The 23590-nt window shown below is 72.9% G+C and carries 25 protein-coding genes and 1 riboswitch; of the genes, 14 read left to right on the top strand and 11 right to left on the bottom strand.

Translation table 11 applies throughout. The annotated features are described in order from the left end of the window. Positions 1-192 precede the first annotated feature (192 nt). The 4 genes from CK485_RS14880 to CK485_RS14865 all read left to right on the top strand — a co-directional run bounded on the left by CK485_RS14880 (position 193) and on the right by CK485_RS14865 (position 5566). Complete coding sequence (locus CK485_RS14880) at positions 193-996, top strand: ATP-binding cassette domain-containing protein (protein WP_109450705.1); 804 nt, start codon at positions 193-195, stop codon at positions 994-996. Further along, positions 968-3181 (top strand): YhgE/Pip domain-containing protein, encoded by a 2214-nt coding sequence (locus CK485_RS14875; protein WP_109450703.1) that lies wholly within the window; start codon positions 968-970, stop codon positions 3179-3181. The genes CK485_RS14880 and CK485_RS14875 overlap by 29 nt, the downstream gene beginning before the upstream one ends. A gap of 36 nt (positions 3182-3217) precedes the next feature. Continuing rightward, the gene (locus CK485_RS14870) at positions 3218-3826 is read left to right on the top strand and encodes a TetR/AcrR family transcriptional regulator (protein WP_109450702.1); all 609 of its coding nucleotides are present in this window, start codon (positions 3218-3220) and stop codon (positions 3824-3826) included. 315 nt (positions 3827-4141) lie between these two features. Further along, positions 4142-5566, top strand: a complete 1425-nt coding sequence (locus CK485_RS14865) for an NAD(P)/FAD-dependent oxidoreductase (RefSeq protein ID WP_109450700.1) — start codon at positions 4142-4144, stop codon at positions 5564-5566. A gap of 109 nt (positions 5567-5675) precedes the next feature. Here the strand turns inward: CK485_RS14865 and CK485_RS14860 are convergent, their stop codons facing one another. The 5 genes from CK485_RS14860 to CK485_RS14840 form a co-directional block, all read right to left on the bottom strand. Next, positions 5676-6803, bottom strand: a complete 1128-nt coding sequence (locus tag CK485_RS14860; RefSeq protein ID WP_109450698.1) for a hypothetical protein — start codon at positions 6801-6803, stop codon at positions 5676-5678. A 74-nt stretch (positions 6804-6877) separates the two neighbouring features. Next, the gene (gene metF / locus CK485_RS14855; protein ID WP_109450696.1) at positions 6878-7795 is read right to left on the bottom strand and encodes a methylenetetrahydrofolate reductase [NAD(P)H]; all 918 of its coding nucleotides are present in this window, start codon (positions 7793-7795) and stop codon (positions 6878-6880) included. Between the two features lie 183 nt (positions 7796-7978). Beyond that, on the bottom strand, positions 7979-8725 hold the full coding sequence (thiE, locus tag CK485_RS14850) for a thiamine phosphate synthase (RefSeq protein ID WP_109453026.1): 747 nt from the start codon (positions 8723-8725) through the stop codon (positions 7979-7981). 210 nt (positions 8726-8935) lie between these two features. After that, positions 8936-9301 (bottom strand): Rv2175c family DNA-binding protein, encoded by a 366-nt coding sequence (locus CK485_RS14845; protein WP_109450694.1) that lies wholly within the window; start codon positions 9299-9301, stop codon positions 8936-8938. Between the two features lie 191 nt (positions 9302-9492). Further along, the gene (locus CK485_RS14840) at positions 9493-10665 is read right to left on the bottom strand and encodes an FAD-dependent oxidoreductase (RefSeq protein WP_241968459.1); all 1173 of its coding nucleotides are present in this window, start codon (positions 10663-10665) and stop codon (positions 9493-9495) included. Between the two features lie 169 nt (positions 10666-10834). After that, positions 10835-10947: riboswitch (TPP riboswitch) on the top strand. On the opposite strand from CK485_RS14840, the gene thiO reads away from it, so the two are divergent. The 6 genes from thiO to CK485_RS14810 all read left to right on the top strand — a co-directional run bounded on the left by thiO (position 10944) and on the right by CK485_RS14810 (position 16958). Continuing rightward, positions 10944-12281 (top strand): glycine oxidase ThiO, encoded by a 1338-nt coding sequence (gene thiO / locus CK485_RS14835; protein ID WP_109450690.1) that lies wholly within the window; start codon positions 10944-10946, stop codon positions 12279-12281. (Overlaps the previous riboswitch by 4 nt.) Further along, entirely contained in the window at positions 12278-12478 is a 201-nt protein-coding gene (thiS, locus tag CK485_RS14830; protein WP_109450688.1) for a sulfur carrier protein ThiS, read from the top strand. The genes thiO and thiS overlap by 4 nt, the downstream gene beginning before the upstream one ends. A 1-nt stretch (position 12479) precedes the next feature. Beyond that, positions 12480-13316 carry a thiazole synthase gene (locus CK485_RS14825; RefSeq protein WP_109450686.1) on the top strand — a complete coding sequence of 279 codons (837 nt, stop codon included), beginning with the start codon at positions 12480-12482 and terminating at the stop codon, positions 13314-13316. Between the two features lie 176 nt (positions 13317-13492). After that, a complete protein-coding gene (gene pknB, locus CK485_RS14820; protein WP_109450684.1) occupies positions 13493-15469 on the top strand; it encodes a Stk1 family PASTA domain-containing Ser/Thr kinase in 1977 nt (658 codons plus the stop codon). A gap of 139 nt (positions 15470-15608) precedes the next feature. Continuing rightward, complete coding sequence (locus CK485_RS14815) at positions 15609-16058, top strand: tautomerase family protein (RefSeq protein WP_109450682.1); 450 nt, start codon at positions 15609-15611, stop codon at positions 16056-16058. Positions 16059-16070: 12 nt separating this feature from the next. Next, complete coding sequence (locus tag CK485_RS14810; protein ID WP_109450680.1) at positions 16071-16958, top strand: deoxyribonuclease IV; 888 nt, start codon at positions 16071-16073, stop codon at positions 16956-16958. A gap of 58 nt (positions 16959-17016) precedes the next feature. On the opposite strand, the gene CK485_RS14805 is transcribed toward CK485_RS14810, so the two are convergent. Beyond that, complete coding sequence (locus CK485_RS14805; RefSeq protein ID WP_109450678.1) at positions 17017-17631, bottom strand: sulfite oxidase-like oxidoreductase; 615 nt, start codon at positions 17629-17631, stop codon at positions 17017-17019. Positions 17632-17805: 174 nt separating this feature from the next. Here CK485_RS14805 and bfr point away from each other — a divergent pair, with 174 nt between their 5' ends. Beyond that, positions 17806-18288, top strand: a complete 483-nt coding sequence (bfr, locus tag CK485_RS14800) for a bacterioferritin (protein ID WP_109450676.1) — start codon at positions 17806-17808, stop codon at positions 18286-18288. Between the two features lie 27 nt (positions 18289-18315). On the opposite strand, the gene CK485_RS14795 is transcribed toward bfr, so the two are convergent. The 3 genes from CK485_RS14795 to CK485_RS14785 form a co-directional block, all read right to left on the bottom strand. Beyond that, complete coding sequence (locus CK485_RS14795) at positions 18316-18678, bottom strand: (2Fe-2S)-binding protein (protein ID WP_109450674.1); 363 nt, start codon at positions 18676-18678, stop codon at positions 18316-18318. 184 nt (positions 18679-18862) lie between these two features. Beyond that, on the bottom strand, positions 18863-20212 hold the full coding sequence (locus CK485_RS14790; RefSeq protein WP_109450672.1) for a 3-deoxy-7-phosphoheptulonate synthase class II: 1350 nt from the start codon (positions 20210-20212) through the stop codon (positions 18863-18865). A gap of 105 nt (positions 20213-20317) precedes the next feature. Next, a complete protein-coding gene (locus CK485_RS14785; protein ID WP_241968355.1) occupies positions 20318-20734 on the bottom strand; it encodes an ATP-binding protein in 417 nt (138 codons plus the stop codon). Between the two features lie 78 nt (positions 20735-20812). Here CK485_RS14785 and CK485_RS14780 point away from each other — a divergent pair, with 78 nt between their 5' ends. Genes CK485_RS14780 through CK485_RS14770 form a run of 3 tightly spaced genes read left to right on the top strand, consistent with a single transcriptional unit; the run spans position 20813 to position 22561 of the window. Beyond that, a complete protein-coding gene (locus tag CK485_RS14780) occupies positions 20813-21658 on the top strand; it encodes a helix-turn-helix transcriptional regulator (protein WP_109450668.1) in 846 nt (281 codons plus the stop codon). Continuing rightward, positions 21618-21899: a DUF397 domain-containing protein gene (locus CK485_RS14775; protein ID WP_109450666.1), complete on the top strand. Its 282-nt coding sequence runs from the start codon at positions 21618-21620 to the stop codon at positions 21897-21899. Before CK485_RS14780 ends, CK485_RS14775 begins: the two co-directional genes overlap by 41 nt. A 50-nt stretch (positions 21900-21949) precedes the next feature. Next, on the top strand, positions 21950-22561 hold the full coding sequence (locus tag CK485_RS14770; RefSeq protein WP_109450664.1) for a hypothetical protein: 612 nt from the start codon (positions 21950-21952) through the stop codon (positions 22559-22561). Here CK485_RS14770 and CK485_RS14765 read toward each other — a convergent pair. Together CK485_RS14765 and CK485_RS14760 are read right to left on the bottom strand one after the other, a co-directional pair. Next, entirely contained in the window at positions 22553-22948 is a 396-nt protein-coding gene (locus CK485_RS14765; protein WP_109450662.1) for a hypothetical protein, read from the bottom strand. The genes CK485_RS14770 and CK485_RS14765 overlap by 9 nt on opposite strands. A 100-nt stretch (positions 22949-23048) precedes the next feature. Next, positions 23049-23579, bottom strand: coding sequence for a hypothetical protein (locus tag CK485_RS14760; protein ID WP_146214547.1), 531 nt, complete (start codon positions 23577-23579; stop codon positions 23049-23051). Positions 23580-23590: the final 11 nt, after the last annotated feature.

Raw genomic sequence — 23590 nt, 5'->3', positions numbered from 1 at the left:
CCTCAACCCGGGCCGCCCCCATCATCCCCGAGCTCCCGGGCGCCCGTGGCCAACCGCACAGCCTCCCCCGGCTCGTTCGGCACCTCGGCCCCTGGCCGGTCATGGTACTTTTAGACTGACCAGTCAGTTCAAAGAAGTTCGAAGGGTCAGGCCCGGGGAAGCCGACCGGGGCAGACAGCCAGGGAGGGGCAGATGACCGACCGCGACACCGGCGCCCCACGCGGGGCGGCCGTGAAGGCCGAGGGGTTCGGGCTCAAGGGGCCACGGGGTTGGGTGTTCCAAGGGGTCACGCTGGACGCGCCGCCGGGAGCCCTGGTCGCGGTCGAGGGCCCGTCCGGATCGGGCCGCACCTGCCTGCTGCTGTCGCTGACCGGCCGCATGCGGGCCACCCAAGGCCGTGCCGAGGTCGGCGGCGTGACATTGCCCAGGCACCTCGCGGCGGTGCGGCGGTTCACCGCGACCGGGCCGGTGGAGGGCGTGGCGGAGCTGGACCCCGCGCTCACCGTCGCCGAGCACCTGCGGGAACGCGCGCTGCTGCAACGGCGGTTCGACACCTCGCCGCTCGCCCTGCTGCGGCCCCGCAAGGAGCGTGCGGCGCGGGCCCGGGCCCGTATCGACGAGGCGCTGGCCGGTGCCGGGCTCGACCTGGACACGTTGCCGAAGGGCCCGCGCACCTCCGTGCGCGATCTGGAGCGGCTGGAGGCGCTGCGTCTCGGGGTCGCCCTCGCGCTCATCCAGAGGCCCCGCCTGCTCGCGGTGGACGACGCCGACCACAAGCTGTCGTCCGCCGACCGCGCGGCGGCGTGGGCTCTGCTGCGTTCGGTCGCCGACTCGGGGATCACGGTCGTCGCCGCCTGCGCCGAGGCGCCGGAGTCCGTGGAGGCGCTGACCGTACGGCTGGGCACCGCGCAGGAAGACGCGGAAGAACACCCGCAGGAGACCGGAGAGACCGAGGAGGGGGCGGCGGATGCGTACGCCGAGGCTGGCCGCGCTTGAGCTGCGCAAGTTCGGCAGGGGGCGGCTGCCCAGGGCGGCGATGGCGGCCCTGCTGCTGCTTCCGCTGCTGTACGGCGCGCTGTACCTGTGGTCGTTCTGGGACCCGTACGGGCGCCTGGACAAGGTTCCGGTGGCGCTCGTCAACGCCGACCGGGGCGCCACGGTGGACGGCAAGCGGATCGACGCGGGCGCCGACCTGGTGCGCGGTCTGAACGGCAACAGCGAGAGCTTCGACTGGCGGACCACCGACGCCGCCCACGCCGCCAAGGGTGTCGAAAACGGCACGTACTACCTGTCGTTGACGATTCCCGCCGACTTCAGCCGCAGGATCGCGTCGAGTTCGGGGAACGACCCCCAGACCGGCGCGCTCCAGGTGCGCACCAACGACGCGAACAACTACATCGTCGGGCAGATTTCGCGCACCGTCTTCTCGGAGATCCGGGCGGCGGCGTCGGCGAAGGCGTCGCGCGGCTTCTACGACAAGATCTTCGTGTCCTTCGCCGACCTGCACGACAAGACGCAGCAGGCCGCCGACGGCGCCGGAAAGCTCGACAATGGGCTGGGCCAGGCCAAGCAGGGCGGCGACAAGCTCGCCGGCGGCCTGGGCACCGCCAAGAAGGGCGGCGACAAGCTGGCCGCCGGCCTGGGCACGGCCAAGCAGGGCAGTGACGCGCTCGCGGGCGGCGCAGGCGCCCTGAACAGCGGCCTGGGCAAGCTGGAGAGCGGTTCGTCCACCCTGGCCGGTGGCGCCAGGACCGCCGCCGACGGCACGCAGCAGCTCGCCGACAAGGTGAACGCGGTCGCCGGGCAGGTGGAGCCGTTCGTCAAGGACCACTACCGGGAGATCGGCGCCGCCGCGCAACTGGTCGCCGACGCGTCGAAGACCATCGAGGACAATCTCGGGCAGCTGCCGAAGGCGGTCGACCAGGCGGACAGCCAGGCGAAGTCCGCGTACGGGGAACTGCGCACCTCGTACACCACCCGGTGCGAGGGCGCGGCGACGCCGGACCCGACGTGCCCGGCGCTCAAGCAGGAGGTGGCCGCCGCCAAGGTGGTCGCTTCGGTCGCCTCGCAACTCGACACCCTGGTGCACGACAACTCCGGGACGCTGAGCGATCTCGGCACGCAGCTGGGCCAGTTGCACACCCTCGCCCAGCAGCTCGCGGACGAGGCGCCGCACCTGCCGGACGACATCCGAACGGCCGTCAGCAAGGTCAACGAACTGAACTCCGGGGTGCACGCGCTCGCCCAGGGCGCCGACTCCCTGCACACCGGTCTGACCTCGGCCAAGCAGGGCGCCGGGCGGCTCGACTCGGGCGCGGGGCAACTCGACAGCGGCCTCGGCACGCTGAAGGAGGGCGGCGACACCCTCGCCGGCGGCCTGGGCACCTTGCGCAACGGCGCGCAGACGCTGGACGGCGGCCTGTACAAGCTGGCGGACGGCTCCGACCAGCTGGCCACCGGCCTGCGCGACGGGGTCGGGCAGATCCCGGACTACGACACGCAGCAGCGCGACGCGCGCACCTCCGTGATGGCGGATCCCGTGCAGCTGGCGGCGAAGGCGACCCACAAGGCGGGCAACTACGGCACCGGCTTCGCGCCCTACTTCATCCCGCTGTCGCTGTGGGTCGGCGCCATGGTGGCGTACATGCTGATGCAGCCGCTCAACCGGCGTGCGCTCGCGGCCGGCGCTCCGGCGTGGCGGATCGCGTTCGCCGGATGGCTGCCGGTGGCGGCGGTCGGGGTGCTCCAGGTGGCGGCCCTGCTGTCGGTGCTGCACTGGGCGATCGGTCTCGACATGGTGCGCACGGCCGGTACGGTGGCGTTCCTGCTACTGGTCACCTCCTGCTTCGCGGCGATCGTGCAGTGGCTCAACGCCCGCTTCGGACCGGCCGGACGCGTGCTGGTGCTGGCGCTGCTGATGCTCCAGCTCACCTCCGCGGGCGGCACGTACCCGGTGCAGACATCGCCCGGTTTCTTCAACGCCATCCACCCGTTCCTGCCCATGAGTTACATCGTCGACGGTTTGCGGCACCTGATCACCGGGGGCGAGATGTGGCCGGTGTGGCGCGCGTGCCTGGTGCTGCTGGCGTTTACCGCGGGCTCGTTGGTGCTCACCGCCTGGACGGCACGCCGCAAGCAGGTGTGGACGGTGGACCGGCTGCACCCGGAGATCAGCCTGTGAGCGGACTCGGGCGGCAGGGGGAGGAGAATCAGGGGCATGAACAGCGCGAGACGTGAGGCCACCCGGCAGAAGCTGTACGAGGCCGCGGTCACCCTCATCGCGGAGCAGGGGTTCTCCTCCACCACGGTGGACGAGATCGCCGAGCGGGCGGGGGTCGCCAAGGGCACCGTGTACTACAACTTCGCCAGCAAGAACGATCTGTTCGAGGAGTTGCTGCGGCACGGCGTGGGGCTGCTCACCGCGTCGCTGCGCGAGGCGTCCGAGGGCGCGGTGGCGTCCGGCGGCAGCAACGTCGACGCGCTCGACGCGATGATCAGGGCCGGGCTGGAGTTCATCGCCCGCTACCCGTCGTTCACGCAGCTGTACGTGGCGGAGCTGTGGCGCACCAACCGGGCCTGGCAGTCCACGCTGATGATGGTCCGCCAGGAGGCGGTCGCCGTGGTCGAGAAGGTGCTCGGCGCGGCGGTGGACGCGGGCGAGCTGAGCGACGAGATCGACGTGCCGCTGACCGCGTCGGCGTTGTTCGGCATGGTCCTGGTCGCGGCGCTCGACTGGCAGGCGTTCCAGCCCGCCCGCAGCATCGACGACGTCCACGCGGCGCTGTCCCGGCTGCTCCAGGGACGGGTCTCGGGCCCGGGGGCCTGAAACGGCGCGCGGTTCGCGTGGTACGGCCCGGGGGCCTGAAACGGCGCGCGCCGGTCCGGTGCGGCTCCATCCCCCTTCGAGCCGCACCGGACCGGCGCTTCCCCCGTCTCCCCCGGTCGCGGACCGGCCGCCTCGTTCCGCGGCCCCGTGCCCGCGGTCCCGCTGCGTGTCCCGCCCGTCGGCTCCACCCTCTCCTGTCACACCCGTCCCGCCCATCCGCGCTGCTACTCATCCCGGCGCCTGAGTACGGGTACTCACCCGCCCCCGTGGCCCTGCCGCGCGGCGCTGTCAGTGGGTGCCGCTACAGTCCTCGGCATGGCACGGATTGCGGTGATCGGCGCGGGTATGGGCTCGCTGGCGACGGCCGCCCGGCTGGCCACTCAGGGCCACCGGGTGGCGGTCCTCGAGCGCGCGGAGACCTACGGGGGCGCGGTGGGCGCCTTCCGCAGGGACGGCTTCGCGTTCGACACCGGTCCGGCCCTGCTGCATCTGCCGGCCGTCTACCGCGACCTGTTCGTCAAGACCGGCAAGCGCCCGCTGGAGGAGTGCGTCGAGCTGGTCCAGGTCGATCCCGCGAGCCGCCACCTCTTCCCCGACGGCACGGACCTCGCCCTGCCCAACGCCTCGCGCGCGGGCGTGGTCTCCGCCCTGGACGCGGCGTTCGGCGCCGGGATCGGGGAGCGCTGGGGCGAGTTCCTGGGCCGCGCCCGCGTCGTGTGGGAGCGCACCCGCCGTCCGCTGCTGGAGGACACCCTCCGCGAGGACACCGCCCCGCTGGGCCGCGACCCGTACCCGGGCCTGAAGCGCGGTCTTCTGCGCCGTGCCCCGGCGACCGTGGCCGCCGTCGGCGAGCGGGAGTTGCGCCATCCCGGCCTGGCCGCGCTGCTGTCGGAGTGCGTGCTGTCCTACGGGCTCGATCCGCGCCAGGCGCCGCCGAGCGCCGCCGTCCTGCCGTACATGGAGCAGACCTTCGGCAGCTGGTACGTGCGCGGCGGCCTGCGCGCGCTCGCCGACGCGGTGTACGAGCGGTGCGAGGAGCGCGGGGTCGAGTTCCGCTTCGGCACCGAGGTGACCGGCGTCGTCGAGGGGGGCGGCCGCGCCACGGGCGTGGAACTCGCCGACGGTACGCGGCAGGAGGCGGACGTCGTGGTGCGCGGCACCCCCGGCGAGCCGCTCCCCGGCGACCTGGGCCGCTTCGTGGTGCTGCTGGCGCTGCGCGGGGCCCGGCCGGTCGGCACCGCTCACCGCACCGTCGTGCACGGCACCGACGCGCCGCACGACGGCTCGCCGGACGGCCCGGCGCCCACGGTGCGGGTGCTGCGTCCTGACGACGCCCGCCTGGTCCCCGGCCCGGACCACGAGGCGGTCGTGCTGAGCGTCACGGTGCCGCCGCAGGGTGCGGTGGACTGGCGGGCCGCCGGACGCGCCGACGCCTTCGCCGACCGGGTCGTCGCCGCCGCGGGCGCCGCGATACCGGGGCTGGCGGAGCGCCTGCTGTGGCGCGAGGTGCGCACCCCGGCCGACACCGAACGCGAGACGGGCGCGCCCGGCGGCGCGGTGCCCGCCCCGGCGCTGGCGGGCGCGGACGGCGCCTGGCTGCGCACCGCCAACCGCGGTGGTCCGCGAGGCCTTTACCGGGTGGGCGGCTGGGCCCATCCCGGCGGCGGGCTGGCGCACGCGGGCATGTCGGGCGCGATGGTGGCCGACCTGATCGCGGGCGGCCCGGGCGGCAGCCGCTGAGCGGTGCGGCGCGAGCGCAGGAAGCGGTACCGCCCATGCCACCGGTGAGATCGCGGGAAGCGACGCCGCCCATGCCACCGGTGAGACCGCGGGACGCGGCCCCGCCGGACTACCCGTACGGATACGGCTCGTGGTCGTGGGCGGGCGGTGCCTGCTGCGGGATGTGGGCCTGCTCGCCCGGGTGGCCGCCGGGCGTCCAGACGCCCTCGGGCGGCGTGTCGTGGCCGTACGGCTGCTGCTGTTGGCCCTGGCCGCCGTCCTGCTGGGGCGCGTACGACCCGTACGGCGCGCCGTAGGGGTCGTAGCCCGGCTGCTGGTCGTAGGACTGCTGCGGGTACTGCCCCAGCGGGTCCCCGCCCGGCTGACCGGTTCCGAACGGGGCGGCGCCGTACGGCTGCTGGGCGAACGGGTCCTGCGCGTAGGGCTGTTGGGCGTAGAGCTGCTCCGCGTAGCCCTGCTGAGCGTAGCCGTGCTGCGCGTACGCCTGATCGTCGTAGCCCTGCGCGGCCCCCGCGAAGCCGCCGTAACCGGGGGCGGCGCCCGCCGCGAAGACGTCCTCCAGCCCTTCCTGGCCGCCGAAGGTGTCGTACCCGTAGGCCGTGGCGGGCTGCTCCTGCGGCGCGCCGGTGCCGTAACCGTCGTAGCCGCCGGTGCCGTACGGGTCGGAGCCGTAGCCGGAGCGGTCGGTGTACGCCGGGTACTCGCCGCTGTCGTCGGACATCGGCACCGGCGAGTAGACCTGCGTGGAGTCGTCGCCGTCCCCGCCGGGGGCGGTGCCGGGGCCGTAGGCGCCGAAGGTCGCGAAGGCCGTCTCGTCGGCGACCGGGTCCATGACGCCGGTGGCGGCGAGGTCGTCGGCGCCGGCTTCAGCGGTCGGCGTCACGCCGTCGGCCGTGGCGGCCTCGACGTCCGACACCTCAAGGGCGGGCCCGGCCTGCGCCGCGCTCCTGCCGCCGGTCTTGCGGCGGCGGCTGGTGCCCGGCCGCCCGCCGACCGCCCAGCCGGCGGAGAACCCGCGGCGGTGCGAGAGCGTGACGAACGTCTGGCCGGTGCCGAACGCGGCGGCTCCGAGGGCGATGACCACGACCTCGTGCGCCGCGACGCCGACGGCGACGCAGAGGAACCCGGTGAAGGCCACCAGCCGCCAGCGCAGGCGCGCCTTGTGCTGGAAGAGCACCTCACCCAGCAGCCACAGCGCGACGACACCGAACGCGACGTAGAGCACTGCGTAGCCCATGTCCGCACTTCCTCACCGATCACCGTCGTCGCCGCCGGGTTCTCCGGGACGACGGGCTCACCCACGCGAGCCTCTCACGACCTCTGGTGCAGACCGAGATTCTCGTAGATCTCGAGGGACGCCGTGGAGTGGTTCAGCGTAATGAAGTGGAGCCCGGGAATGTCCTCCGCCATCAGTCTGCGGCACATCTCGGTGGCGAACTCCACGCCGATCTCGCGCACCGCGACCGGGTCGTCGCGCACCGCCAGGATGCGCTCGGCCAGTTCGGGTGGGAAGGGCGCGTTGCCGAGTTGCGAGAAGCGTTCGATCTGGCGGACGTTGGTGACCGGCATGATCTCGGGGATGATCGGCGTGTCGCAGCCCGCCGCGGCCACCCGGTCCCGCAGCCGCAGGTAGGCCTCGGGGTCGAAGAACATCTGGGTGATGGCGAAGTCCGCGCCCGCGCGGCACTTGTCGACGAAGTGCCGGGCGTCGGTGGCCGGGTCGGTGGAGCGCGGGTGGGTCTCGGTGAACGCCGCCACGCCGACGCAGAAGTCACCGGACTCCTTGATCAGCCGGACGAGTTCCGCGGCGTAGGTGAGGCCCTGCGGGTGCGGGATCCACTCCCCCATCGGGTCGCCGGGCGGGTCGCCGCGCACCGCGAGCATGTTGCGGATGCCCGCGTCCGCGTACTGGCCGATGATGTTGCGCAGTTCGGCCACCGAGTGGTTGACGGCGGTCAGGTGGGCGCAGGGGGTCAGCGTGGTGTCGGAGACGATGCGGTCGGTCGCACGGACGGTGCCCTCGCGGGACGAGCCGCCGGCGCCGTAGGTGACCGAGACGAAGGTGGGCCCGACCATCTCGATGCGCCGGATGGCGTTCCAGAGCGTCCGCTCGCCCTTCTCGGTCTTGGGCGCGGCGAACTCGAACGAGTACGAACGCTCACCGGAGGCCAGCAGCTCGCGGATGGTGACCGCGCGATCGGTCCTGGTGGAAGGTGTTCCAAGGGCCATATACGCAGGTTATAGGCGTCGCGGACGCTTCGTGGGCGCGATTCACCATATGGACAGCTTCCGGCCGTCCGGTGGACGGACGCCCGGAATCCGCCCGGTGGACGGACGCCGGGCGGCGGGGGCGGCCGGGCCCGATGCCGCCCGCTTCCCGGAAGCCGCTCGTGGCCTCCAGGGCCCCGCCGGTCAGCCGGCGTCCCGTACGGCCGCGTCCCGTACGGCCGCGTCCCGTACGGCCGCGGCCAGGCGTGCGGTGGCGTCGGCGGGGTCGTCGGCTTCGGTGATGGCGCGGACCACGACGACGCGGCGGGCCCCGGCGGCCAGCACCTGGTCGACGGTGGTCAGGTCGATGCCGCCGATGGCGAACCAGGGCCGGTCGGTGCCGAGTCCGGCGGCGTACTCGACCAGCGGCAGCCCGGGCGCGGGGCGGCCGGGCTTGGTCGGGGTGGGCCAGCACGGCCCGGTGCAGAAGTAGTCGGCGCCCGGCTGGACGGACGCCGCGGCGGCCTCCGCCTCCGCGTGGCACGACCGTCCGATGATCACATCGTCGCCCAGGATGGCGCGGGCGGCGGTCACCGGCAGGTCGCCCTGCCCGAGGTGCAGCACGTCGGCCCCGGCGGCGTGGGCGACGTCGGCGCGGTCGTTGACGGCGAGCAGCCTGCCGTGCCGGCGGCAGGCGTCACGGAACACCGCGAGGTGGTCGAGTTCCTCCGCGGCCTCCATGCCCTTGTCGCGCAACTGCACGACGTCCACGCCGGCCGACAGCACCGCGTCGAGGAATTCCGGCAGGTCACCGCGGTCGCGACGGGCGTCGGTGCACAGGTAGAGCCGGGCGTCGGCGAGACGGGCGCGGCGCGCGGCCCCCACGGCGGTCGCACCGGGGGCCGGCGCCGTGGCGCCGGGTGCGGCCGTCGACGCACCGGCAGTCGACATCGGGGCGCCGGGCATCGGCGCCGGGACATCGGGCGTCGTCCTCGAGGCCGGGCCGGCCGGCGTGGTCCCCGTGCTCCCCGTGGTCCCGGATGAGGTCATGGCTGCGGCGCTCCCCTGGCCCTGGTCGGGCCCCCGTCGCCGGAGGCGGCCGGTCCGCCCCCGGACGGGGACGGCCACCCGACCGCCCCCGTCGTGGTCTAAGGAGAACGGTCACACGGCGAGCGCCTGGGCCCTGCGCTTCACCTCGGTCCCGCGATTCTCGCGCAGGGCCTGGACGGGGGTGCCGGGCAGGGTGGGGTCAGGCGTGAAGAGCCACTCCAGCGCCTCCTCGTCGGTGAAGCCGTCGTCCTTCAGGAGCGTCAGCGTCCCGGCCAGCCCCTTGATCACCTTGCCGTCGCCGATGAAGTCGGCGGGGACCATCAGCACCCGGTTCTCACCGCGGCGCACCGCGATGAGCTGGCCTTCCTTGATGAGCGGGCGGATGCGGGTCACTTCGAGGCCGAGTCGCTCGGCGACGTCGGGCAGGGTGAGCCAGGAAGGTACGAGGGAGTCAGTCTTGGTGTCGATCTCGGTCACAGGACAAGCGTGCCATCCGCCACGGACAACCGGAACCCGGACGGGTCCCAGCGGGCGACACGCCGCCCACCAGGGTTACGGAACAGTCCCCCGCCCCCGCGCCCATTCGCGCAGCGCCCCCGCGCCTGGGATCTCGACACCGCGCCCCGGGCCCACTCCCGCCGCGCTCCGGCGCTCCCGCGCTCCCGCGATCACGGCACCGCGCTGCGCACCGCCGTCTTCAGCGGCACCGACGGGTCCGCCGCCGCCTCCGGGTCCAGCAGCGCGCTGCGTTCGATCAGCTTGCGGCCCTGCGCCAGGTCGCGCGGGCGTCCGACGGCCAGCAGCGCCGCGAGCGCGCCGTCCCGCAGCCAGCACACCGACCACGCCGGGCCCGCCATGTCGCCGCGCACCACCATCAGGTCGTCCTGCGCGTGCCACCCCGCGTACTGGACGAAGCGGCCGAACTGCTCCGACCAGAAGTACGGCACCGGGTCGTAGGGCTCGTCCGCCCCCAGCAGGTTGGCGGCGGCGGTGCGCGGGCCCTGCACCGCGTTGTCCCAGTGGTGGACGAGGAGGCGGCGGCCGTAGCGCGCGGAGGGGAAGGAGGCGCAGTCGCCGACCGCGTGGACGTCGGGCACGTCGGCGCGCAGCCGGTCGTCGACGAGCACCGCGCGGTCGGGACCGAGCGTGACGCCGGAGCCCGCCAGCCAGCCGGTGTCGGGCCGGGCGCCCACGCCGACCACCGTGGCGTGCGCGGTCAGCCGCGCGCCGGAGTCCAGCACCACGGCACCCGGCTCGACCTGTGCCACTCGGTGGCCGGTCAGCAGCGTGACGCCCGCGTCGGCGTACCACTGCCGCATGGGTTCGGCGACGGAGGCGGGCAGGACCGAGGCGAGCGGGCGCGTCGCGGCCTCCACGACGGTGACCGGGCAGCCGGCCTCGCGGGCGGCGGTGGCGAACTCGGCGCCGATCCAGCCCGCGCCGACCACGACGACCTCGCGCCGGGCGGCCAGCACCGGCCGCAGCGCGTTGGCGTCGTCCAGCGTGCGCAGCACGTGCACCCCGGTGAGACCGGCGGCGCCCGGCAGGGTGATCGGCGCGGCCCCCGTGGCGATCACCAGCTTGTCGTACGGCAGCGCTCCCGCGGTGGTGACGACCTCGTGCTCGGCCGGTCGCAGCGCGTCGGCGTGGACACCGAGCCGCAGTTCGATGCCGAGGCCGTCGAAGTCCACGTCGAACGCGGAGCCGTCGGCGGCGCCGAGCAGCACCGACTTCGACAGCGGTGGCCGGTCGTAGGGCGGATGGGGTTCCTCGCCGATCAGGGTCACGGAGCCGGAGAAGCCCAGTTCGCGCAGGGACACCGCGGTCCGCACCCCGGCCATGCCGGCGCCGACCACCACGACTCGTCGCACGCTCCGCTCGTCACTCACGCGATCACCGTAACGCCGCGCGGGCCGGATGCCGCAGCAGCGTGCGGCGAGATCTCTGACACACCGTCACCGTGGCCTCACTCTTCAGGGCGCTCGGGGACGCGTACTACAGTGGCCGCCGTAGTGCACTCGCGGGAGCCCGGACGACCGGGCTGAGAGGGCGGCTGGGCGGCCGCCGACCGTAGGAACCTGATCCGGGTCATGCCGGCGAAGGGAGGAGCGGACCGGTCATGCGTGCTTCCGGAACGACGACGGCGCCCGCGACGGCGCCGCCTGTGACGACGACGCCCCCGACGGCCCCGCCTGCCGCGACGGCGAAGGCGGCGCCCAGGGCGACCGCACCGCCGTCCGGGCGGCCCCGCGCCTACGACGTCGTGGTCGTCGGCGGGGGGATCATCGGCCTGGTCACCGCCTGGCGGGCGGCCCAGCAGGGCCTGAGCACGGCGGTGGCCGACCCTGATCCGGGCGGCGGCGCGGCGCGGGTGGCGGCCGGGATGCTCGCCGCGGTGACCGAGTTGCAGTACGGCGAGCAGACCCTGCTGGAGCTCAACCTGGCCTCGGCCCGCCGCTATCCGTCCTTCGCCGAGGAGCTGACGGAGGCGACCGGGCTCGGCCTCGGGTACCGCCCGTGCGGCACGCTGGCCGTCGCCCTCGACTCCGACGACCGCGCGGAGCTGCGCGAACTGCACACGTTCCAGCGCTCGTTGGGGCTGGAGGCGCAGTGGCTGACGGGTCGCGAGTGCCGCCGTCTCGAACCGATGCTTGCGCCCGGGGTGCGCGGCGGCCTCCGGGTGGACGGCGACCACCAGATCGACCCGCGCCGCCTGGCCTGCGCCCTGCTGAAGGCCGCCGAGCGTGCCGGGGTGGCCTTCCTGCGCGAGCCGGTGGAGCGGATCACGGTGGCGCGCGATCGTGCCGAGGGCGTGGTGCTGCGGGACGGCGCCGCGCCCGCCGCCGGGCGGGTCGTGCTGGCCGCGGGCAGCCTCAGCGGACGGATCGCCGGGCTGCCGCCGCGCGTCGTGCCCCCGGTGCGGCCGGTCAAGGGGCAGGTGCTGCGGCTGCGGATACCGCCCGCGTACGCGCCGTTCCTCTCGCGCACCGTGCGCGCGGTGGTGCGCGGCGGGCACGTCTACCTGGTGCCCCGGGAGAACGGCGAGCTGGTGGTCGGCGCGACCAGCGAGGAACTGGGCTGGGACACCACCGTCACCGCCGGCGGGGTGTACGAGCTGCTGCGGGACGCGCACGAGCTCGTGCCCGGGATCACCGAACTGCCGCTCGTGGAGACGCTGGCCGGGCTGCGTCCCGGCTCGCCCGACAACGCGCCGCTGCTCGGGCCGACCGAGCTGCCGGGGCTGCTGCTGGCCACCGGCCACCACCGCAACGGGGTGCTGCTGACGCCGGTCACCGGGGACGTGATGGCGCACGCGCTCACCCACGGCGGGCTGCCGCCGTACGCGGAACCGTTCGCGGCCGGGCGGTTCGCCGACGCCCCGGGCGCCCCCGACACCCCACTCCCGCATGCCCCCGTGCCCCACGAGCGGCCCTCACCCCAGGAGCAGACCGCATGAACGTCTCCGTGAACGGCGAACCGCGCGAGGTGGCGGACGGGCTGACGCTCGACGGCCTGGTCGCGACACTCACCACGGCGCCTTCCGGGGTCGCCGCCGCCGTCAACGAGGCGGTGGTGCCGCGTGGCGCGTGGTCCCGTACGCCGCTGGGCGACGGCGACCGGGTGGAGGTCCTGACCGCGGTGCAGGGAGGCTGACGTGGCGGTCGTGGCGCGGGAGACGGCCGGTGGCGATCCGCTGGTGATCGCGGGGACGGCGTTCGGCTCCCGACTGATCATGGGGACCGGCGGAGCGACCGGTCTGGACGTGCTGGAACGGGCGCTGCTGGCGTCCGGCACCGAGCTGACGACGGTGGCGATGCGCCGGCTGGACCCCTCGGTCCAGGGTTCGGTGCTGAGTGTGCTGTCCGCGCACGGTATCCGTCCGCTGCCGAACACCGCGGGCTGCTTCACGGCGGGCGAGGCCGTGCTGACCGCGCGGCTGGCCCGGGAGGCGCTGGGCACCGACTGGGTCAAGCTCGAAGTGGTCGCCGACGAGCGCACGTTGCTGCCCGATCCGGTCGAACTGCTGGATGCTGCCGAGACGTTGGTGGACGACGGTTTCACCGTGCTGCCGTACACCAACGACGACCCGGTGCTGGCGCGGAAGCTGGAGGACGTCGGGTGCGCGGCGATCATGCCGCTCGGCTCGCCGATCGGTTCGGGTCTGGGCATCCGCAATCCGCACAACTTCCAGCTGATCGTGGAGCGTTCCGGCGTCCCGGTGATCCTGGACGCGGGCGCGGGCACCGCCTCCGACGTGGCGCTCGCCATGGAACTGGGCTGCGCCGCGGTCATGCTGGCGTCCGCGGTCACCCGGGCGCGGGAGCCGGTGCTGATGGCGCAGGCGATGCGGCACGCGGTCGAGGCGGGCCGTCTGGCACACCGCGCGGGCCGCATCCCGCGCAGGCTGCACGCCCTCGCCTCCTCCCCCGCCGAAGGGGTCGCCGACCTGGCCGCGCCCGTGTCGTACGACCCGGAGCGGCCGGCGTTCTGAGCCGGACCGGGACCGTGGCGGGAACCGAGGGCGGAAGCGGGACGGAAGCGGGGGCGGGACCGGGGCGGAACCTGCCCCGCCCCCTCGTCACAGTTCTGTCGCAGTCGCGCATCGGCCCGGCGCGGGGGCAGCCAGGGGCGCGGCGCGCCGCTTCGGCCCTCGTACACTCACGTTCCGTGGACACGACCTTGCATGACCCCCTCATCGGCCTGGTGCTGGACGGCCGGTACCGGATCGAGGAGCGGATCGCCGTGGGCGGGATGGCCACGGTCTACCGGGCCGTGGACACCCGTCTGGACCGTGTGCTGGCGCTGAAAGTGATGCACCCGGCGCTCGCCGCCGACGCGGTCTTCGTCGAGCGCTTCATCCGCGAGGCGAAGTCGGTGGCCCGGCTGGACCACACCAACGTCGTCGGGGTCTTCGACCAGGGCGCGGACGGCGGTTACGTCTACCTCGCGATGGAGTACGTGGCCGGCTGCACGCTGCGCGACGTGCTGCGCGAGCAGGGCGCGCTGCCGCCCCGGGCCGCGCTCGACATCCTGGAGCCGGTGCTGGCCGCGCTGGGCGCCGCGCACCGGGCGGGCCTGGTGCACCGGGACATGAAGCCGGAGAACGTGCTGATCGGCGACGACGGCCGGGTCAAGGTCGCCGACTTCGGCCTGGTGCGGGCGGTGGGCACCGAGACCACCAGCTCCACCGGATCGGTCCTGGGCACGGTCTCCTACCTCGCCCCCGAGCAGATCCAGGACGGCACGGCCGACCAGCGCACCGACGTCTACGCGTGCGGGGTGCTGCTGTACGAGATGCTGACCGGTGCCAAGCCGTACGACGGCGCCACCCCCGCGGCCGTGCTCTACCAGCACCTGCACGAGGATGTCGCGCCCCCGTCGGCCGCCGTGCCGGGGATGGCCGAGGAACTGGACGCACTCGTGGAGGGCGCCGCGGCCCGCGACCCGAAGGCCCGCCCGGCCGACGCGGTCGAACTGCTCGGCCTGCTGCGCACAGTGCGTGCCGCGCTCACCCCCGCCCAGCTCGACGCGGCCCCGCCGGGCGCGGCGCCCGCAAAGGTCTCCGGCTCCGGCTCAGGCTCCGGTTCCGACGACCGCACGACGGTCCTGCGGCGTGGCTCGTCCGCCGGCGCCGAGGCGACCGACCGCCTGGAGCCGAACGGCGCCGGCGAGCTGAACCGCACCAGCCGCTACCAGCTCCCGCCCGACCTCGTCAGGCCGGACGACACCGACGCCGCCGCCGTCCCGCCCGCCGGGCGCCGCCGCGGGATGCCCCGGCGCGGGGTGATCGCGGTGCTGGTGGCGCTGGCGGTGCTGCTGTGCGGCGGCGCGGTGGTCTGGTACGTGGGCGCGGGGCAGTTCACCAACGTCCCCGCGGTCCTGGCGATCCCGAAGGCGCAGGCCGAGCAGAAGCTGCGCGCGGCGGGCCTGGGCGTGAGCGTGAGCGAGGACTACAGCGCGACGGTGGCCAAGGGCGACGTGATCTCCACCGACCCCGGCCCGGGCGGCCGCATCCGGGGCAACGGCACGGTGCACGTCGTGGTCTCGCGCGGCGTTCGCCACGTGGACGTGCCGAAGGTCGCCGGTGAGCCGCTGGACCAGGCGCGCAAGAGCGTGAAGGCGGCCGGGCTGACGCCGGGGACGGTGGCGAAGGCGTTCAGCGACACGGTCCCGGCGGGCTCGGTCGTCTCGACGGACCCGCCCGGCGGCACCCCGCGCAGCACCGGTGACGCGATCGCGTTCACGGTCAGCAAGGGCAGGGCGGTCTCCGTGCCCAGCGTGGTCGGATCGTCGGTCAGCGACGCGCAGAGCAAGCTCCAGGGGCTCGGGCTGAAGGTGCGGATCACCGGCGCCCCGGTCTTCTCCGACGACGTGCCGAAGAACGCGGTCGCCCAGCAGTCCCCGGCGAACGGCCAGGTGGCCGAGGGCGACACGATCACCCTGACGATCTCCAAGGGCCAGCAGCTGTTCAAGGTCCCGGACGTCACCGGCCAGGACGTCGATACGGCGAAGAAGACCCTCCAGGCGGCGGGCTTCAAGGTCAGCGTGATCCAGCTGTTCTTCACCGGCAAGGTCTTCAACGAGGACCCCGCAGGCGGCACGATGCAGCCGAAGAACACGACGATCACCCTCTGGGCCCGCTGACGCGGCCCCGTACCTCGTAGCGGCCCCGTTCCGGTTGCCCGGGACGGGGCTGTCGCCTTGCCACCGTCACGACTGTACCTACTAGTATGTATCGATCGAGGTCGCGCCACCACATCGCCCTCGCCCGGGAGGACTCGCCATGCCCTTCGTCCGCATCGACGCCCTGGGAACCGACCCCGTCCGCCTGGACGCGTTGGGCCGGGCCGTGCACGAGGCTCTGGTCGAGACGATCGGCATACCGCCCGACGACCGGTTCCAGGTGCTGACCGGGCACGACGGGGTGCGCAGCACGCTGAGGTACGGCGGCTACCTCGGCGTGCGCCGGGACGAAGGCATCGTCTACGTCGCCATCACGCTGCGCGCCGGACGGCCTCCCGAGCGCAAGCGGGCCCTGTACCGCCGCATCGCCGAACTCGTCCACGCCTACGCGGGCACCGAGCCCCGCAACGTCTTCGTCACGCTGACCGAGAACGCGTCCGCCGACTGGTCGCTCGGCAACGGCGTCGCCCAGTACGCCGAAGGCCCGACGTACGCCGGGGGCGGAGAGACCCAGCAGGGGCCGCCCGGACCGGACACCTCCGCCCCATGACATCCTGGACCCGTGAGCAGCGACATCCCCCGCCCCCCGTCCCGTAACCCCATCGGTGGGCACGTGCCCGTCGCCGGTGGGCTGGCCGCCAACGGGCTGGCGTACGGGCGGGAGATGGGCGCGGAGGCCGTGCAGGTCTTCGTCGCCAATCCGCGCGGATGGGCCACCCCGCAGGGCAACCCCCGTGAGGACGCCGCGTTCCGTGAGGGGTGCGCGGCCGAGGGCGTTCCGGCCTACGTGCACGCGCCCTACCTGATCAACTTCGGCTCGCACACCGAGGCCACCGTCGACAAGTCGGTCGAGTCGCTGCGGCACTCGTTGCGCCGGGGCCGGGCGATCGGCGCGCTGGGCGTGGTCGTGCACACCGGTTCGGCGACCGGCGGCCGCACCCGTGAGGTCGCGCTCGCGCAGGTACGCGAGCGGGTGCGCCCCCTGCTGGACGAGCTGACGCACGACGACGACCCCTGGCTGCTGCTGGAGCCGACCGCCGGACAGGGCGCCTCGCTCTGCGCGCTCGCCGAGGACCTCGGCCCGTACTTCGACGCCCTCGACCGGCACCCGAGGCTCGGCGTCTGCCTGGACACCTGCCACGCCTTCGCCGCCGGCCACGACATGGCCGCCCCGGGCGGCACGAAGGCACTGCTGGACGAGCTGGTGGACGTCTGCGGTCCCGGGCGGCTGCGGCTGATCCACGCCAACGACTCCAAGGACGTCGCGGGCGCGCACAAGGACCGCCACGAGAACATCGGCGCCGGCCACATCGGCTCGGGCCCGTTCGGCGACCTGTTCACCCACCCGGCGACCGAGGGCGTCCCGCTGGTCATCGAGACCCCGGGTCCGAAGGAGCAGCACGCGATGGACGTGGCGCGGCTGAAGGCGCTGCGGGACGGCGACGCGTAGGCCCGAAGGGGCAAGGCGTCGCGGGACGGCGGCGCGTGGGCCTCAACGGGCCTGAGGGCTACAGCTCCGGGCCGTCGCCCGGCTCCTCCTGGTAGGAGTACCGCTGCTCGCGCCATGGGTCACCGAGGTTGTGGTAGCCGCGTTCCTCCCAGAAGCCGCGGCGGTCGGCGACCATGTACTCCACGCCGCGCACCCACTTCGGGCCCTTCCAGGCGTACAGGTGCGGGACGACCAACCGCACCGGGAAGCCGTGTTCCGCGGTGAGCGGCTCGCCCCCGCGATGCGTGGCGAATATCGACTTGTCGTCGGCGAAGTCCTCGATGCGCAGGTTGGAGCTGAAGCCGTACTCCGCCCACACCATGACGTGGGTGACCTCGGGCGCGGGAGGCGCGAGTTCGAGCAGCGTGGCGGCGGCGACCCCGCCCCATTCCACGCCGAGCATCGAGAACTTGGTGACGCAGTGGAAGTCCCCGGTCACCATGGAGAACGGCAGCGACGAGAAGCCCTCGTGGTCCCAGCAGTGCTTGTCACCGTCCTTGGTGGCACCGAAGACGCGGAACTCCCAGCGGTCCGGCTTGAACCGCGGCACGGGGCCGTAGTGCAGAACCGGCCAGCCGCGCTGAAGCCGCTGACCGGGAGGAAGCTCCCCTTCGCGGCGTATCGACTGGCCCATGCCTCCATGGTGACAGACCGGGCGGCATGCCCTGCCACCAGCCCGCGGGCATCACGGACAAGCCAGGTTAAGTGTGTGCTTACTGGATCACGCGGGGCCACCGGTGCGAGGATGCGCGGACGTGGCGCCGCAGCAGGCGCACGTGCCCCCGGACTGAGGAAGGACGGCCGCGTCATGCAGGGCGATCCCGAGATCATCGAGTTCCTGAACGAGCAGCTGACCGGCGAACTGACCGCGATCAACCAGTACTTCCTGCACGCGAAGCTCCAGGAGAACTACGGCTGGCTGAAACTGGCGAGGCACACCCGGGCCGAGTCCTTCGACGAGATGCGGCACGCGGAGGTCCTCACCGACCGGATCATCTTCCTTGAGGGCCTGCCCAACTACCAGCGGCTCTTCCACGTGCGCGTCGGGCAGACGGTCACGGAGATGTTCGAGGCGGACAAGCAGGTGGAGGTCGAGGCGATCGACCGCCTGCGGCGCGGCATCGAGGTCATGCGCAGCAAGGGCGACATCACGTCGGCCAACATCTTCGAGTCGATCCTCGCCGACGAGGAGGAGCACATCGACTACCTGGACACACAGCTGGAGCTGGTGCAGAAGCTCGGTGAGCCGCTCTACATCGCGCAGCTGATCGAGCAGCCGTCGCAGAGCTGAGCCCGGCGGCCGCCCTTACAGGATCGGTCAGGCGGCCACGGACGCGGACACCGTGCCGACGGCCCTGCCGACGACCGCGGCGGCAGCCGGCGCGGGCCTGGCGGCCGGAGCCGGCCTGGTGACCGGCGCGGGCTTGGTGACCGGAGCCGGCTCGGTGACCGGCGGCGCGGGCTTCGCGGCCGGGGTCAGCCGGGTCTGGAGTTCCTCATGGGACGGCCGGCACCGGGCGGCGGGCTCGCGCCCGAGCAGCGCCTGTATCCGGCGGACGCAGGACCCGCAGTCCGTCCCCGCCTTGCACGCGGACGCGACCTCACGCGGCGTGCAGGCCCCGGCCTCCTTGTGCGCGTGCACCTGAGCCTCGGTGATGCCGAAGCAGTGGCATACGTACACCTGGGACTCCCGGGTCGGGCATGGATCGTCGGGCAGTCGCCCGATCTGCTGATGAGGTTAACCTAACCTTACTCAGTCCGCCAGACCAGAGGAACACCGAAGGGGTGCGGATCGATGTGATCCGCACCCCTCCGCCATCACGTACGTGCCGGCCGCCGCGGGCGCGATCGCGCCGCGGGCGGGCTCACTGCCCCCGGTACATCTCCGCGACCAGGAACGCCAGGTCCAGCGACTGGCTGCGGTTGAGCCGCGGGTCGCAGGCGGTCTCGTAGCGCTGGTGGAGGTCGTCGACGAAGATCTCGTCGCCGCCGCCCACGCACTCGGTCACGTCGTCGCCGGTCAGCTCGACGTGGATGCCGCCGGGGTGGGTGCCAAGACCCTTGTGCACCTCGAAGAAGCCCTTGACCTCGTCCAGCACGTCGTCGAAGCGCCGGGTCTTGTGGCCGGAGGCCGCCTCGAAGGTGTTGCCGTGCATCGGGTCGCAGACCCAGGCGACCTGGGCGCCGGACGCGGTGACCTTCTCGACCAGCTCGGGGAGCCGGTCGCGGACCTTGTCCGCTCCCATGCGGGTGATGAACGTCAGCCGTCCCGGCTCGCGCTCCGGGTCGAGGCGCTCGATCAGGGTCAGCGCGTCCTCGGCGGTCGAGGTCGGGCCGAGCTTGACCCCGAGCGGGTTGCGGATGCGGGAGGCGAACTCCAGGTGGGCGCCGTCCAGCTGCCGGGTGCGCTCGCCGATCCACACCATGTGGCCGGAGACGTCGTACAGCTGACCGGTGCGCGAGTCGACGCGGGTCAGCGCCGACTCGTAGTCCAGGATCAGCGCCTCGTGCGACGAGAAGAACTCGACGGTGCGGAACTCGGCCGGGTCGGTGCCGCACGCCTCCATGAAGTTCAGCGCGTTGTCGATCTCGCGGGCGAGCGCCTCGTAGCGCTGGCCGGACGGGGACGACTTCACGAAGTCCTGGTTCCAGGCGTGCACCTGCCGCAGGTCCGCGTAACCGCCGGTGGTGAAGGCGCGCACCAGGTTCAGCGTCGCGGCGGACGCGTGGTACATCCGCTTCAGCCGCTCCGGGTCCGGCGTGCGGGCCTCGGGGGTGAACTCGAAGCCGTTGACACTGTCGCCGCGGTACGTCGGCAGCGTCACGCCGTCGCGCGTCTCGGTCGGCTTGGAGCGCGGCTTGGAGTACTGCCCGGCGATCCGGCCGACCTTGACGACCGGCACGGAGGCCGCGTACGTCAGGACCGCGCCCATCTGGAGCAGGGTCTTGAGCTTGTTGCGGATCTGGTCGGCGGAGACGGCGTCGAACGCCTCGGCGCAGTCGCCGCCCTGGAGCAGGAACGCCTCACCACGGGCGACGGCTCCCATGCGGGCGCGCAGCTGGTCGCACTCACCGGCGAACACGAGCGGCGGATACGACTCCAGCTCCGCGACGACGTCGCGCAGAGCCTCGGGGTTGGGCCACTCGGGCTGCTGCGCCGCGGGAAGGTCGCGCCAGGTGTCACGCCTGGCAGTGGTTTCAGCGTTCACGGTCACGAACCCAGCCTACGGTGTCCCCGCGCCGCCCCCGGTCGGCGCTCAGCAGATGAGACGGTCGCTCTCACGCACGCCGGGGCGCGCGGGTCATCCTGGCGCGCGCCGTCAGCACTCCCCCTCCTTTCCCCCGATCTCACACCACACCGTCTTCCCCGGCGCGTGCGCGTCCTGCTCGACGCCCCAGGCCCGCGAGACCAGCTGGACCAGCGCCAGCCCGCGACCACCCTCGTCCAGCACGTCCGCGTCCCGTACGCGCGGCAGGCCGGCGAAGTCGTCGGACACCTCGATCCGCAACGCGTCCCCGCACCTGCGCAGCACGATCGTGCACCGGCGCCCCGGCACGTGCCGCACCACGTTGGCGACCAGTTCCGTCACCGCCAGCCCGGCGGCGTCCGCCAGCTCGCGCAGACCCCACAGCCGCAGGTGCGCGCGGACGATGCGCCGGATGTGCCGCGCGGAGTGGGCGCCCACGACGAGGTGCAGGCGGTAGTGGGTGCGCGGCGAGTGGATGAGTTCGTTCACGGGACGAGGTTGCTCGACCATCGCTACGCTCGGCTACGGAACGGAGACAACCCGTCACGGAGTTGGGGAGGCCACGCCATGACGAACGTCCGCGAACTCGATCCGAGCGCGTCGCCGCTGGACTACTACGGGGCGGAACTGCGCCGCTTCCGCGAGGCGGCCGGACTCACGCTGAAGCAGCTGGGCGCGTGCGTCTTCTGCACGGGCAGCCTGATCGGCCAGATCGAGACGGCACGCAAGGTCGCGACGAAGGACTTCACCGTGCGGGTGGACACCGCGCTCGACACGGAGGGCGCGCTGATGCGCATCTGGCGGTTGGTGATGCGAAGCCAACTGCCGGCCTGGTTTCAGCCGTACGCGGACCTGGAAGCGAAGGCGACGCACATCCACAGCTTTCAGCTGCACCTGGTCCACGGCTTGTTGCAGACGGAGGAGTACGCACGCGCCGTGCTGGGCGTCCTGGAGCACGACAAGCTGGACGAGCGCGTGGCGGCCCGGATGGAACGCCATCACATCCTGGAACGCGAAGACCCGCCGCTGTTCTGGGCGATCATGAGCGAAGCAGTCCTCTATCAGGAGATCGGCGGTAAGGAGGCGATGCGAGGCCAACTGACGCATCTGTTGTCCTTCCTCGACAACCCGTGGATCAACATCCAGATCCTCCCGTTCTCGGCGGGAGCGCACGCAGGTGTAAACGGGTCGTTCAACATCCTGCGCTTCGAGGACGACCCCGAGATCGTCTACGACGAGAGCTACGAGCCCAGGATGACCGCGAATCCGGAGGAGTTGCGCATGCGTTCGCTCCGTTACGATCACCTGCAAGCCGCCGCGCTGTCCGTGGAGAAGTCGGCGGAGTTGATCGGCCGGGTGATGGAGGAGCGCTATGGAGAACAGCACGAAGCTGATCGGAGCGTCGTGGCGTAAGTCCAGCTACAGCGGCGACCATGGCGGGGACTGCGTGGAGGTGGCCGCGCTGGGCACCGTCCAGTGGCGCAAGTCGACTTACAGCGCAGATCACGGCGGGGACTGTGTCGAGGTAGCCGAACTCCCCGACCTCATCGCGGTCCGGGACTCCAAGAACCCCACCGGGCCAGCGCTCGCGTTCTCGCCGGAGGCGTTCCGTGCGTTCGTCGGGGCCGTGGTCGGGGGCGAGTTGGGCGCGTAAGCGTACCGCCGGAGGTAGCGCCGCCCCCGAAGCGGCGAAGAGCGTGGATCGTGGTGGCCGCGGTCGTGGGGGCGGTGGTGGTCGCGGGGGCGACGGCCGTGGCGACGGCGGGCGGACGGCACACGGTGTCGGCGAGCGCGCGGCACGTGTCGCCGTCGGTCGAGGCCTCGTCGGCGAGCCGACCCCGGTACGAGATCACGTTGCCGAAGGCGCTGGACGGCGGCCGGTACACGTTGGCGCGGGACGACAGTGCGCAGTTGACGAAGGCGGTCGGAGAGAGCGGACGCACGTGGCGGAGCGGCGAGTACACGTCGCGTGACGGGGGCGTGCTCCAGGTGACCGGCGCGTACGGCGAGGTGAACGAGGACCCGGCACGCGACCGGGCGCAGTTGCTGAGTGGTTCGGCGAACGCGCCGGGCACGGCGGTCACGGTGAAGCCGAGCGATTTCACGGTGGTGGGCGCGGACACCACGTTCACGTGCCAGGTGGTGGCGTTCAGCAAGGGCGGGCGGAGGACCACGTTCCCGGAGTGCGCGTGGGCGGACGCGGACGCGTGGGGGACCGTGCTGGAGACGACGCCAGGGTCCCGGGCAGCGGTGCCGTTGCGGAAGATGGCAGACCTGACGGCCGAGGTACGGGGCGAGGTGAAGGTGTCATCGTGACGAAGGCACGGAGAGGCGGAGCAGGACGCGGGCCCGCAGGAGTTGGTACTCCGCGTTGAGCCGGCGAGGCGGGCCGGGCGGACGCGGCACGACGACGCCGGGGGTGACGGTTTCCTCGGGCCGGAACTGCTCGCGGGTGAGGTCGATCTCGACGCCCGCGCCGAGCCGGTTCCACCAGTGGTAGTCGGTGCGTTGGTCGTCGACGCGGACCTCGCCGCGCAGAAGGTCGCCGCCGAGCAGGTCGTGCAGAACGAGAGCGGTGACGCCGCATTGCCCGCGGGCCGGGTTGCGGGAATCGAACGAGGTCGCCGCGTCGGAGGGAAAGGTGTCGGACCCCCACCCGTCGCGAATGGCCGCCTCGACGTCGGTAAGCAGCAAGGTAGTCACGCCACCACCCTGCCGGCCCCCACTGACAGCGCCCTACGTCGGGAATCGGAGCGGTTGCCGCGATGGCGGGGAGCCACGCCCTTCCGTGGCCCTGAAGGCGTCAGTTCGTCAGCCAGGTCAAGACCGGCGCCTGTGGCACGTTCCGCGTCCACGAACAGATGACGACTCGGTCCCCCACCGCGCACAGTCGCGACGTACAACTGTCGCAGGACAGTTCCTCGGCGGGCAGCTCTCGTCCTGCCACGATCAGTTCGGAAGAGGCAGACGCTTTCCCGGTGATGTCCTGCTGGACCCGCTCCATGAGAGCCGGCGCGTTCTCCCGACCCGAACGCCGGCCGGACATGGCTGTCGCGACGAAGACGGCAACGGCGCCTTCCAGACTCACCTCCGAGACCGACGGCGTCCCCGGCTCCGGGCGGCGAATCGTCTCGACGGTGACGTACAGCTGTCGCGAGCCGCTGTAGCTCACCTTCACCGACCAGGGCACGCCGTTCGACTCCGACCTCTCCACGGTCCGCGTCCAAGCGGGATCACTGGTCGCGATGTCCGCCACGGGCCGTCCGAACTCCTCGACCATCTCCCGCTCGGTGACACGCGGACGTCTGCGGTGATGCCCCGACTCGTAGTGCACGCGTACCCCTT

Source organism: Streptomyces sp. ICBB 8177 (assembly GCF_003144095.1).
In the GTDB taxonomy this organism is placed as follows: domain Bacteria; phylum Actinomycetota; class Actinomycetes; order Streptomycetales; family Streptomycetaceae; genus Streptantibioticus_D.
Note: the sequence above shows the minus strand (reverse complement) of the source record. Positions and strands in the feature narration are given on the sequence as shown.